This is a genomic window from Symbioplanes lichenis, assembly GCF_030709675.1.
Lineage (GTDB): Bacteria > Actinomycetota > Actinomycetes > Mycobacteriales > Micromonosporaceae > Actinoplanes > Actinoplanes lichenis.
The window spans coordinates 176,988-189,408 of record NZ_JAUZQD010000009.1 but is presented as its reverse complement, the minus strand read 5'-3'; the positions used below and the strand labels follow the sequence as shown (position 1 = coordinate 189,408).

10 protein-coding genes are annotated in these 12,421 nt (G+C 70.7%); all 10 read left to right on the top strand.

The window, feature by feature from the left end; translation table 11 throughout:
* Positions 1-60: 60 nt before the first annotated feature.
* The 10 genes from secD (at position 61) to RAN62_RS22765 (ending at position 12,405) form a co-directional block, all read left to right on the top strand.
* Positions 61-1,962 (top strand): protein translocase subunit SecD, encoded by a 1,902-nt coding sequence (gene secD / locus RAN62_RS22810; protein WP_305786754.1) that lies wholly within the window; start codon positions 61-63, stop codon positions 1,960-1,962.
* 1 nt (position 1,963) lies between these two features.
* The gene (gene secF, locus RAN62_RS22805; RefSeq protein WP_305786753.1) at positions 1,964-3,148 is read left to right on the top strand and encodes a protein translocase subunit SecF; all 1,185 of its coding nucleotides are present in this window, start codon (positions 1,964-1,966) and stop codon (positions 3,146-3,148) included.
* A 131-nt stretch (positions 3,149-3,279) separates the two neighbouring features.
* Positions 3,280-3,711 carry an ATP-binding protein gene (locus RAN62_RS22800; protein ID WP_305786752.1) on the top strand — a complete coding sequence of 144 codons (432 nt, stop codon included), beginning with the start codon at positions 3,280-3,282 and terminating at the stop codon, positions 3,709-3,711.
* 199 nt (positions 3,712-3,910) lie between these two features.
* Positions 3,911-4,438, top strand: coding sequence for an STAS domain-containing protein (locus RAN62_RS22795; RefSeq protein ID WP_305786751.1), 528 nt, complete (start codon positions 3,911-3,913; stop codon positions 4,436-4,438).
* A 297-nt stretch (positions 4,439-4,735) separates the two neighbouring features.
* On the top strand, positions 4,736-5,299 hold the full coding sequence (locus RAN62_RS22790; RefSeq protein WP_305786750.1) for an adenine phosphoribosyltransferase: 564 nt from the start codon (positions 4,736-4,738) through the stop codon (positions 5,297-5,299).
* A gap of 1,007 nt (positions 5,300-6,306) precedes the next feature.
* The gene (locus tag RAN62_RS22785) at positions 6,307-8,685 is read left to right on the top strand and encodes a RelA/SpoT family protein (RefSeq protein WP_305786940.1); all 2,379 of its coding nucleotides are present in this window, start codon (positions 6,307-6,309) and stop codon (positions 8,683-8,685) included.
* A 317-nt stretch (positions 8,686-9,002) separates the two neighbouring features.
* The gene (locus tag RAN62_RS22780; protein WP_305786749.1) at positions 9,003-9,245 is read left to right on the top strand and encodes a hypothetical protein; all 243 of its coding nucleotides are present in this window, start codon (positions 9,003-9,005) and stop codon (positions 9,243-9,245) included.
* The gene (locus RAN62_RS22775) at positions 9,242-9,670 is read left to right on the top strand and encodes a PIN domain-containing protein (protein WP_305786748.1); all 429 of its coding nucleotides are present in this window, start codon (positions 9,242-9,244) and stop codon (positions 9,668-9,670) included. Before RAN62_RS22780 ends, RAN62_RS22775 begins: the two co-directional genes overlap by 4 nt.
* A 165-nt stretch (positions 9,671-9,835) precedes the next feature.
* Entirely contained in the window at positions 9,836-11,980 is a 2,145-nt protein-coding gene (locus RAN62_RS22770) for an alpha-galactosidase (RefSeq protein ID WP_305786747.1), read from the top strand.
* A complete protein-coding gene (locus RAN62_RS22765; RefSeq protein WP_305786746.1) occupies positions 11,977-12,405 on the top strand; it encodes a GNAT family N-acetyltransferase in 429 nt (142 codons plus the stop codon). Before RAN62_RS22770 ends, RAN62_RS22765 begins: the two co-directional genes overlap by 4 nt.
* The last annotated feature ends 16 nt before the right edge of the window (positions 12,406-12,421 follow it).

The following is a 12,421-nucleotide window of genomic DNA, read 5'->3' as shown; positions in this document are numbered from 1 at the left end:
CACATCCCTACCTGCCGCCGCGCTCCCGCGGCAGCTCTCAGCACGAGGAGATCGAACGTCGTGGCACGACCACCACAGGGCCAACCGCATCCGGGGAGGCAGCTCGCCGTTCTCGGTCTCCTCTTCGCGATCCTCTACGCGCTCGTGTTCTGGGGACCGGGCACCAAGGGGATGGGCTACGAGGAGCGGCTGCACCCCAAGCTGGGTCTCGACCTGATCGGCGGCACCCAGGCCACCTACGAGGCGTCGCTGCTGGCCAACGGCCAGGTCCCCAACGAGACCAGCATGGAGGAGGCCCGCAAGATCATCGACCAGCGGGTCAACGCGCTGGGCGTCGCCGAGGCCGAGGTCGTCGTCGAGGGCAGCCGCAACATCGTGGTGTCCGTCGCCGGCGAGGCCAACGACCAGCTCAAGAATGTCGGCCAGGCCGCGCAGATGCGCTTCCGCAAGGTCGTCAAGGCGACCGGTGACAACGCGGCCGCCGCGGTCAACCCGCCGTCCGCCGCGCCGTCGGCCGCCCCGAGCGGTTCCGCGGCTGCCCCGTCGGCCCAGGCCAGCGTCCCCGCCGCTTCGAGCGCGCCGTCGGCGTCGACCGGTGGCCAGGGTGGTGGCGTGGGCGTCGAGCTGGCGCCGGCACCGTCGCCGAGCGCTTCGGCTTCCGCGACTCCGGCCCCGTCGGCCTCCGCGGCGCCCGCGCCGGTCACCGCCGACGTCAAGGAGCAGCGCGCGGCGATCGAGAAGAAGGTCGGCGCGAAGATCTACGCCCAGGCCGAGAAGCTGACCGACACGGTCGACCTCTCCACGGACCCGACCGCCGGGCAGCCGTACAAGGCGTTCGCGACCCTGACCCCCGAAGAGGTCAACGCGCTGCCGGCCGCGATGCAGTACAACGTGCCGACGATCAGCTGCGACCAGCTCGACAAGCGCCCCTCCGGCGCCATCGACGTGGTCGACCAGCAGGTCGTGGCCTGCCAGACCGGCGCCAAGATGCTGCTCGACAAGGCCAAGGTGGTCGGCACCGACATCGACACCGCCAGCCCGCAGTACGACCAGCAGGGCGGCCAGTGGGTCGTCTCGCTCGACTTCACCGGCGCGGGCCAGACCAAGTGGGCGAACCTGACCCGCGAGGCCTTCCAGCCGGCCGCCGACGACAGCTGCCTCACCGCCGCGCAGGCGCTCTCCGGCGGCACCGCCACCCACTGCCTGGTGGCCGTGGTCCTCGACAAGACGGTCATCTCGGCCCCCGAGATCCAGGGCGTGCTGACCGGCCAGTCGCAGATCACCGGCTCGTTCAACGCCACCACGGCGCGGGAGCTGGCCGACCAGATCAAGTACGGCGCCCTGCCCGTCACCTTCACCCAGGTGAGCGCCCAGACCGTCTCCGCCACGCTGGGCATCCAGCAGCTCGAGGCCGGCCTGATCGCCGCCGCGATCGGCATGGGCCTGGTCGCGATCTACGCGTTCTTCTACTACCGGCTGCTCGGCTCGGTCATCTTCCTGAGCCTGCTGCTGTCGGGTCTGCTGACCTTCGGCGCGCTGGTCGTGCTCGGCCGCACCACGGGCTTCACGCTGACCCTCGCCGGCATCGCCGGTTTCATCGTGTCACTAGGTGTGGCCGCGGACTCGTTCGTCATCTACTTCGAACGTCTCAAGGACGAGCTGCACGAGGGCCGCAGTGCCCGCAGCGCTGTCCCGCGGGCCTGGGCCCGCGCGCGGCGTACCATCATCTCCGCGAACACCATCACCATCATGGCCGCGGTCGTGCTCTACATCGTGTCGATCGGCGCGGTGAAGGGCTTCGCCTTCGCGCTGGGCCTGTCCACGGTGCTCGACCTGGTCGTGGTGTTCCTGTTCCGGCACCCGATCATGACGATGTTCGCGCGGACCAAGGCGTTCATGTCGCCGCGGGTCAGCGGCCTCGGCCGCGCCGTGAAGCGCGCCCCGACCGAGAAGGAGGCCTGACATGGCCGCCGGCAGCTTTGCCGATCGCCTTTACCGGGGCGAAGCCAACCTGAACATCGTGGGCCGGCGCAAGATGTGGTTCGTGGCGGCGGCGGTGCTCGTCGTCCTCGCGCTCGGCAGCTTCCTCTTCCGCGGCTTCCACCTGGGCATCGAGTTCTCCGGCGGCACGCAGTTCTCGCTGCCGGCCGCGGTCCAGAGCACCGACGGCGCCCGCGACGCGGTGTCCGAGGCGCTGCGGGCGGCGAACGTCGGCGACGAGGACACCATCGGCACGGTCCAGCAGGTCGGCTCGGGCAACGACGCGAGCTACACCGTGCGGACGGCCGCCCTCTCCCAGGAGGAGGCGTCGGCGGTCAAGGATCAGCTCGTCCAGGACCTCGGCGTCCCGGCCGACCAGATCAGTGACGACCGCGTCTCGGCGGCGTGGGGCGGCCAGGTCACCCGGCAGGCCGTCCTCGGTCTGGTGATCTTCCTGGTCCTGGTGATGGTCTACCTGATCATCCGCTTCGAGTGGCGCATGGCGGTCGCGGCGGTCTCGTCGCTGCTGCTCGACCTGGTGCTCACCGCGGGCGTCTACTCGCTCGTCGGCTTCGAGGTCACGCCGTCGACGGTGATCGGCTTCCTGACGATCCTCGGCTTCTCCCTGTACGACGTCGTCGTCGTGTTCGACAAGGTGCAGGAGAACACCCGGGGCATCACGGGCGGCAGCGTCCGGACGTACAGCGAGGCCACCAACCTCGCCGTCAACCAGACCCTGATGCGCTCGATCAACACCGGCCTCGTGGCGCTGCTGCCCGTCGGCGGCCTGCTCTTCATCGGCGCCGGCCTGCTCGGCGCGGGCACGCTGAAGGACCTCGGCCTGGTGCTCTTCGTCGGCATGGGCCTCGGCGTCCTGTCCTCGATCGTCTTCGCCTCACCGATGCTGGCCGCGCTCAAGGACCAGGAGCCGCGGATCAAGAGCCACAACGCCCGCGTCCTGGCCCGCCGCTCGTCGGCCCGCTCCGGCGACGTCGCCCGCGGCGAGCGCGCCCGGTCGGCGCCGGAGGAGGGCGACGAGGTGCCGGCGTACGCCGGGTCGCCCGCGACCACGACGCCCCGCCCGGGCGCCCGCCCGGTCGCCAAGCGCACCACCAACCGCGGCGGCGGCGCCGGCAACCGGCCCAGTGGCGGCCAGAAGCGGCGCTGACACTCTCGCGACACCGCACGGCCCGTCGTCCCTCCTCGGGGGGCGGCGGGCCGTCGTCGTTTCGTCGTCGTTCCCGCCACATCCGCGCGTCTCCGGCCTTGGCGGCCCCGATCGCGGGCATAGTGCCTTTCGTGAGCCAGTTGCGCACCTCCCCGCCCCCGCCGGACGCCGAAGAACTGCACGTCTGGGTGCTCGACTCGACCAGTGAACTGCGGCTCCTGCGCGCCGGGCTGATCGAGGCCATCAACACGCACGCCCCGGTGTCGCGTACCGACCTGGCCGACATCCCGGACCGCATGGTGCTGGTCGCCACGGAACTCGCGACCAACGCCATCAAGCACGGGCTGCCGCCGACGATCACGCGTTTGCTGCGTACCCGGGACGAGTTCGTCATCGACGTCGCCGATCACGACCTCAGTTCCGTACCGGAGCTGGCGGACACCCGGCCGATCAACGCCGGCGGCCGCGGCCTGCACCTCGCCAACGCCTTCGCCGTCGAGGTCGGCTGGTACGCCACGGAGACCACCAAGCACATCTGGGCGGTGTTCCCGCTGGGCTCGTGATCGGCGGTTTTTGCTGGGTTCGTGGCCGGCGTCTTTTCTGGGCTCGTGGCCGGCGTCTTCTTCTGGGTTCGTGGCCGGCGGTTTTCGCTGGGCTTGTGGCCGGCGCCCGTCCTGCTCGCCGGCGTCGCGCCCGAGACAAATGCCAATTCGTGACCGCGCAGCGGTTGCCCGGCTGATCTTTGCTGGTAGACAAGTAGTTGTGGAGGAGCCGGGCTACGCCATCATCACGGAGGCTGCCGGGGCAGCTCCGGAGCGTCGCGTACGCCTCGAGGGCGAGCTCGACCTCGGCGCGCGCGACGAGCTGCGCGACGCCCTCTTCGCCCTCATCGACCACGACCGGCCCCGCGCACTCCTCGTCGACCTCGCCGGTGTCACCTTCATCGACTCCGAGGCGATCGGCGCCATCCTCGACGGCTACCTGGCCGCCTCGGAAGCGGGCATCGCCTTCCGCCTGATCAACCTGAAGGGCATCGTCCAGCGCGTCTTCGACGTCATCGACCTGCCGCAACTCTTCGGTCCCGTGGCGGCCGGCGACCAGGATGCCGGTCTTGACGGGCATGGTCCTGGCGGGGGCGATCGCGACGCCAGCCTTGACGGGCGTGGTCCTGGCGGGGGTGACCGTGATGTCGCCGTCGACGGGCGTGGTCCCGGGCGGGGCGACCGCGATGCCGGCTTCGACGGGCGTGAACCTGGCCGAGACGGTCCCGACGGAGGCGACCGGATCTGAGCGGCCGCGATGCCGGTCCCGACGGTCGCCCGGACGATAGGGCGTCGTCCACAGCCAGGGGTTGTCCACAGGGCGTCCGCGCGACGCCTGAAAATCCGGGAGAATGACCAGCGGGGGCTCCCCCTGGGAGGGCGGGGTCGCGGTGGGGCGTTCCGGCGTTTTCGGGCCAGCGGCGGCTGTCGAGCTGTGTGCGGCCTTCGGTGGGGAAAGCATCCGGGCGACACGGGCTGGCAACGGCATGTGAGGCCGGTTCCACCCTGGGGGACGGCGGGGCCGGCGGGGGCCTAGGCTTTGCGCGTGACGGAGACTGCCGCAGACGTGCGTGGGGACAGCGGGCCGGAGGTTGCTCGGCTGGTGGCCGGGCGGGTGCTTGATGTGCCTGATTTCCCGAAGCCGGGCATCGTGTTCAAGGATCTGATGCCGCTGTTCGCCGACGGTGAGGTGTTCCGGCAGGTCACGGACGGGATTGTCGCGCATTACGGGGCGGATTCCTTCGATGTGGTGGCCGGGATCGAGGCGCGGGGGTTCGTGCTCGCGGCCGCCGTGGCCTATGCCACCGGGAAGGGTGTCGTGCCCGTGCGGAAGGCGGGGAAGCTGCCGCGGGAGGTCTTCGCGGCTTCCTACGCCTTGGAGTACGGCGAGGCGACGCTCGAGGTGCATCGGGATGCCTTCGTTGCGGGGCAGCGGGTGCTGGTGTTGGACGATGTGCTGGCCACCGGGGGTACGGCCGGCGCGGCGCTGGAGCTCGTCGAGCGGGCCGGGGGGACGGTTGCCGGGCTCACCGTGGTGCTGGAGCTGAGCTTCCTCGGGGGCCGGGAGCGGCTGGGCGCGCGCGGGGTGCATGCCCTGCTGACCGTTTGATCCGGTTCCGTGCGGGCGCCGGCACTCTTTCGGCGGTTCGGGCCGGGGCGGCCGGGAACGGCCACGGGTAGGATGGCGTTTCCAACCGAGTGAGCAGAAGCGACGTGAGGAGGCCGGTGTCCAGCGACGTCGCCCCTCCGACGGAGGGCACGGTGCAGCCGACCGACGCGACCAGGGCTTCGACGCCGCCGAGTGACGCGGCGACGACGGCGGAGCCTGACCTGACCTCCACCGCTACCGACGGCAAGGCTTCCGATGGCGTGGCCCCGGCTCCGGTCGCGGGTGATGGGGTGGATTCCACTCCGGTGAAGGGCGGCAGTGTGGCTCCGAGCTCGGTGGCGGGCGATGGCGTGGCCCCGGGGACGGATGACGGCGTGACGCGGGCCGGCTCCGCTCCGGGTGGTGCGGGCGGCCGTGACGGCGGGTCCGCCGGCGAGGCCACGGCTGCTTCCGCGGGACAGCAGGCCACCTCCCGCGCGACTCCGGCCGAGAAAAGCGCGGCTCCGGCCCGGGACGGCGCGAATCAGGCCAAGAGTGGGGCGGCTCCGGCCAGGGACAGCGCGAATCAGGCCAAGAGTGGGGCGGCTCCGGTCAAGGACAACGCGGTCCCGGCCACACCCAAGACTGCCCCGATCAAGGACAGCGCGACTCCAGCCGTGCCGAAATCGGCGCCGGCGAAGCTCGCCCCGGCCAAGGACACCGCGACTCCGGCCACGGCGAAGCCCGCCCCGGCCCAGGACACCGCGGCCCCGGCCACACCGAGGACGGCTCAGGACACCGCGGCCCCGGCGAAGACTGGCCCGGCCGGGCCGAAGGCCGACACGAACGCCGCAGCGCCCGCCAAGCCCGGCGCCAAGCCGGTCCCGGCCACCCCGGTCCCGCCGACCCCGGTCCCGCCGACCCCGGTCTCGGCAGCCCCGGTCTCGGCGACTCCGGTCCCGGTCACCCCGGTTCCCGCCGACACCGCACCGACGCGGGCCGCCGCGACCCGGCCGAACCCCGGATCGCTGCAGCTCAGCCGGCCCATCGACGCGAACGGCGTACCGATCACGGGGTCGCAGATGCCCGACCCCGACGTGACCCGGCCGATGTCGCCGGCCGCGGGGGAGACGGGTGGTTTCGGGCTGGCCAGCGCGCCCACCGGCCGGCGGGTCCGGGCCCGGCTCGCGCGGTTCAACGCGCCGTGGCAGAGCACCCAGGTCAGCGAGGTCCTCGAGCCGCTGATCGCCACGCACCGGGCGTCGCACCCCAAGGCCGACGGGCGGGCGCTGCAGCGCGCGTTCGACGTGGCCGCGCGGTGGCACTCGGGGCAGTACCGCAAGTCGGGCGACCCCTACATCACGCACCCGCTCGCCGTGGCGACGATCCTGGCCAACCTCGGCATGGACACCACGACGCTGGTGGCGGCGCTGCTGCACGACACGATCGAGGACACCGACTACGGCCTCGACCAGATGCGCACGGACTTCGGCGGCGAGGTGGCGCTGCTGGTCGACGGCGTGACCAAGCTCGACCGGGTCAAGCTCGGCGACGCGGCCAAGGCGGAGACGATCCGCAAGATGGTCGTGGCGATGGCCAAGGACCCCCGGGTGCTGGTCATCAAGCTGGCCGACCGGCTGCACAACATGCGTACCCTCACGTTCCTGCCGCGGCCCAAGCAGGAGCAGAAGGCCAAGGAGACGCTGGAGATCCTGGCGCCGCTCGCGCACCGCCTGGGCATGAACACGATCAAGTGGGAGCTCGAGGATCTCGCCTTCGGGACACTTTTCCCGAAGCGGTTCGAGGAGATCAACCGCCTGATCGGGGAGCACCAGCCGCAGCGCGAGGCCCTGCTGCGCCAGGTGACCAACCGGGTCCAGCTCGACCTGAAGTCCGCCAAGATCAAGGCGGAGGTCACCGGGCGGCCCAAGCACCTCTACTCGATCTATCAGAAGATGATCGTGCGGGGCCGCGACTTCAGCGACATCTACGACCTGGTCGGGGTGCGGGTCCTGGTCGACACGGTGCGGGACTGCTATGCGGCGCTGGGTGTCATCCACGCCAACTGGCAGCCGGTGCCGGGCCGGTTCAAGGACTACATCGCGATGCCGAAGTTCAACATGTACCAGTCGCTGCACACGACAGTCATCGGCCCGACCGGCAAGCCTGTCGAGATGCAGATCCGCACGTTCGCGATGCACCGGACGGCGGAGTTCGGCATCGCCGCGCACTGGAAGTACAAGGAGCAGAAGGGCGCGACGATCGTCGGCCCGCCGGCCCACATCGACGAGATGACGTGGCTGCGTCAGCTCCTCGACTGGCAGCGTGAGGCCAGCGACCCGAGCGAGTTCCTGGACGCGCTGCGCTTCGACCTCTCCAGCCAGGAGGTGTACGTCTTCACGCCCAAGGGAGACGTCATCCCCCTCCCGACGGGATCCACGCCGGTCGACTTCGCCTACGCGGTGCACACCGAGGTCGGGCACAAGACGATCGGCGCCCGGGTCAACGGCAAGCTCGTGCCGCTCGAGTCGACGCTGTCCAACGGCGACGTCATCGAGATATTCACGTCGAAGTCGGCCACGGCCGGCCCGACGCAGGACTGGCTCGGCTTCGTCAAGAGCCCGCGGGCGCGTACGAAGATCAGGCAGTACTTCAACAAGGAGCGGCGCGAGGAAGCGATCGAGGTCGGCAAGGAGGCGATCGTCAAGGCGATGCGCAAGCAGGGCCTGCCCCTGCAGCGCATGCTGACCAGCGAGAACCTCACGACCATCGCCCGCGACCTGCACCTCGCCGACGTCGCCTCGCTCTATGCGGCGGTGGGGGAGAGCGCCGTCTCCGCGCAGTCGGTCGTGCAGAAGCTCGTCGCCGGCTTCGGCGGCGAGGAGGGCGCGGTCGAGGACATCGCCGAGACCGCCGTCGCGACCCGCCCGCCCCGCAACCGCACCTCGGCCCAGGACCCGGGCGTGGTGGTGAAGGGCGTCAGCGACGTCTGGGTCAAGCTCGCCCGCTGCTGTACGCCGGTCCCGGGCGACTCGGTCTTCGGCTTCGTCACCCGCTCCGGCGGCGTCAGCGTGCACCGTGACGACTGCGCCAACGCCGAGGACCTGCGCGCCCAGGAGGAACGCGTCGTCGAGGTCAGCTGGAAGCCGACCGCCGCGTCGACGTTCCTGGTCGCCATCCAGGTCGAGGCGCTCGACCGCCACAAGCTGCTCGCCGACGTCACCCGCGTCCTGAGCGAGGAGCGCGTGAACATCCTGTCCGCGACGGTCACCACGACCCGCGACCGGGTGGCGGTCAGCCGCTTCACCTTCGAGATGGCCGACCCGAAGCACCTCGGCCACCTGGTCGCCGCCGTCCGCAAGGTCGACGGCGTCTTCGACGCGTACCGGGTCACCTCCGGCGCCTGAGGGTTATCCACAGCAGCGCCTTGTCCACAGGGCGCTTCGCGCTGCGCCGGATTCATCGTCAGACTGGCCAGCGGGGGCTTCCCCGGGAGGGCGGGCTCTGGGCAGGAGCGGACTCTGGGCAGGAGCGGACTCTGGGCAGGGCCACTCTGGGTGGGCCCGCTCTGGGTGGGCCCGCTCTGGGTAACGGCGCTCTGAGTGCGGCGCTCGCTGCTGCTTCTCATGCTGCGACACGAGTACCGTGCCCGTTGAGGGATGAACGCCACTTGGTTGTCGGGTGACAGCTGGCGCCGCGACAAGTATGGTGAGGAGGTCAGCACATGACCGATCCGCAGGAGGCGGACATGACCGACCTCGCTCTCACCCCCGAAGTCGCCGGCCGGCAGGATGTCGAACTCGACACCGACTTGCTGGAGGAGGCTCAGCGCCAGATTTCGGCATCGCGCAACGAGGCGCTCAACGAGGGGCTTCGACTGCTGGTGGAGAAGCATCGTGAGCGACGCCGGCTCGCGGGCGAGGCGTTGGAGCGCATGGTCGAGAACGGCGAACTGGACTTCAGGTGACCGGGGGCGGCAAGCCGGTCAACTATCTGGTCGATACGAGCGCGCTGGTTCGCATCATCCGGAAGCAGGTGCATCCGGGCTGGGGGACGCTCGTGAATCGCGGCCTGATCTCCGTGTGCGAGCCGGCTCTGACCGAGACGCTGCTGGTCGCGGAGACCAAAAAGTGCGACGAACTCGAGAAGTTCATCGTTGATCGATATCTCTACGTTGTCGTTCCGGACGACATCTGGCGATCCGTCGCCGGTATTCGGAAGGAACTCACACCGCGCAGCGCGCATCGTGGCATGTCGGTTGCGGACCTCGTCATCGCTGCGACTGCTCTGCGGATGGACATGACCGTTCTGCATGAGGACGGCGACTACGAGACGGTTGCTCGTTACGTGCCGCAGCTTCGTCAGCGACGGGTCACGGCCGAGCCGGTCTGACCGATCCGCAGACCACGGCCATGACTGATCCTGCCGCCCATCCCTCGGTTGAGGACCTCCTGGTGTAAGCCCAACGTCACATCGTCGATTGATGGAGCGCTGGCCAGACGGGGTGGGGCACACTTGATCATGAAAGTGCCTGATCGAGCAGCTCGGAGTTCACCCTTGACGTACGTTCATTTTCGCGCGGCCGGGGTCTCCCTCGCGCTTGACCTGGCCGGGCCGGTGCCCACGGTGCTGCATTGGGGGGCCGACCTCGGTGAGCTGAGTGACGCCGGCCTGCGGGCGCTGGCCGGGAGTGCCGTGGTCGAGGTGCCCCACAACGCGCCGGACGTCCCGCGGCGCCTGACGTTGCTGCCCGGTGAGCGGGAGTTCTGGTCGGGCACGCCGGGGCTTGCGGGGCATCTGGCCGGCCGGCGGACCACGCCGCGCCCGGTGCTCGTGGATGCTCGGGTCACCGAGGACACGCTCGCGGCGGAGCTGGCCGACGACATCACCGGACTGCGGATCGGGCTGGAGGTTCAGCTGACGCCGCAGGGGCTCGTGCGGCTGCGGCACCGCGTGCGCCGGCCCGCGGACGACGCCGACCCCGGGCAGCCGTACGAGCTGGCCGGGGTGACCGCCCTGCTGCCGCTGCCGCCGCGGGCGACCGAGATTCTCGACTTCACCGGGCGGTGGGCGCGGGAGCGCCAGCCGCAGCGGCAGAACATCACCGACGGCTCGCATCATCGGCACGGGCGCCGCGGCAAGCCCGGGCCGGATTCGCCGTTCCTGCTGCTGGCCGGCACGACCGGCTTCGCGAACCGGACGGGCGAGGTCTGGGGCTTCCATCTGGCCTGGAGCGGTGAAAGCCACTGGCGGATCGAGCGGCTGCCCGAGAGCGCGCCGGTGCTCGGCGGCGGCGAGGCGTTGCGGCCGGGGGAGGTGCGGCTGCGGCCGGGCGACGAGTACGTCTCCCCGGACGCCTTCTTCGCCTGGTCCGGCCACGGGCTCGACGGCCTCGCCGAGCGCTTCCACGGATATCTGCGGGCCCGGCCGTCGCATCCCGTGCGCCCGCGTCCCGTGATCGTGAACACGTGGGAAGCCGTCTACTTCGATCATGACCTCGACCGGCTGCGCGCGCTCGTGGACAAGGCCGCCGAGGTGGGCGCCGAGCGGTTCGTGCTCGACGACGGCTGGTTCCTGGGCCGGCGCGACGACCGGACGAGCCTGGGCGACTGGCGGGCGGACCCGGTGGTCTGGCCGGGCGGGCTGCGGCCGCTGGCTGATCACGTACGCGCGAAGGGGCTGGAATTCGGTCTGTGGTTCGAGCCCGAGATGATCAGCCTCGACTCGGAGACGGCCCGCGAGCACCCGGAGTGGATCCTCAGCCCGTCGCCGGGCCTGGGCGCCCCGACCCGCCAGCAGTATGTGCTCGACCTCACCCACCCCGAGGCGTTCGATCACGTGCTGACGACGATGAGCGCGGCGATCACCGAGTACGGCGTCGCCTACGTCAAGTGGGACCACAATCGCGAACTCCAGGAGGCCGTCTCGCGCCGGAACGGCGACGTGGTGGCCGTGGCGGCGCAGGCGCGGGCGTCCTACGAGCTCATGGACCAGCTCCGCGTACGCCATCCGGGTCTGGAGATCGAGTCGTGCTCGGCCGGCGGCTCCCGCATCGACCTGGGCGTGCTGGCGCGCACCGACCGGGTCTGGCCGTCGGACTGCATCGACCCGGTCGAGCGCGTGATGATCGACCGCTGGACCATGCAGCTGCTCCCGCCGGAGCTGGTCGGCGTGCACGTCGGCTCGTCTCCCGCCCACACCACCAGCCGCCGTACGGACACCACGCTCCGCTTCGCCGGCGCCCTGCTCGGCCACGCCGGGGTGGAGTGGGACCTGACCGCCCGGGACGAGGACGAGCTCGCGGCGCTCCGGGCGTTCATCGCGTACCACAAGAGCATCCGCCCGCTGATCGCCCGCGGCACCGTGGTGAACGCCGACCTGCCCGACCCCGCCACCACCCTCCGCGGCGTGGTGGACGCCGACGCGACACGTGCGGTCTACATTTGGGCGCGCACGGTCACGTCACCGGCCGTCCTGTCGGGGCAGGTGCAATTTCCCGGCCTCGACCCCGACCGTGACTACACCGTGCGGATCGTCGGCGACTTCGGGCTGCCGCAGTTCCACGGCCGGATCCACTCGCCGTGGGTGCGGCAGGCCCTCGACGGCGGCGTGACGCTGCCCGGTGCGGTCCTCGTCCGAGCCGGCCTGCCGATGCCCGCTCTCGCCGCTCAGCAAGCCATGGTCTTGGATCTGGGCGCATGAGACCTGTTCGAAGCCAGGATGTTCCGGAGCTCACCGTACTGCTCGATCAGCTGGGCTATCCGACAACCGAGCGAGAGGTGACCGATCGCCTGAGGCTCTGGCGGGACGACCCCGCGAGCTGGCTCATCGGCGCCGACGACGGCGGCAAGCTGATCGGGGTCGCCGCCCTGCACGTCATGCCGATGCTGGAAGTCACCGGCAAGGTCGCCCGCCTGCTGGCTCTTGTCGTCGACGAGCGCTACCGCAGCAAGGGCGTGGGACAAGCGCTGGTCACGGCGGCTGAGGAGCAGGCGCGGGCGGCGGGCGCTGTGAAGATGGAGATCACCAGCAGCCGCTACCGGGAGCGGACGCACCTGTTCTACCAGCAGCTCGGCTATGAGGACATCTGCCCGGCGTCGGCCCGGTTCATCAAGCCGCTGGCATGACAGAAGGGCGGGTCCC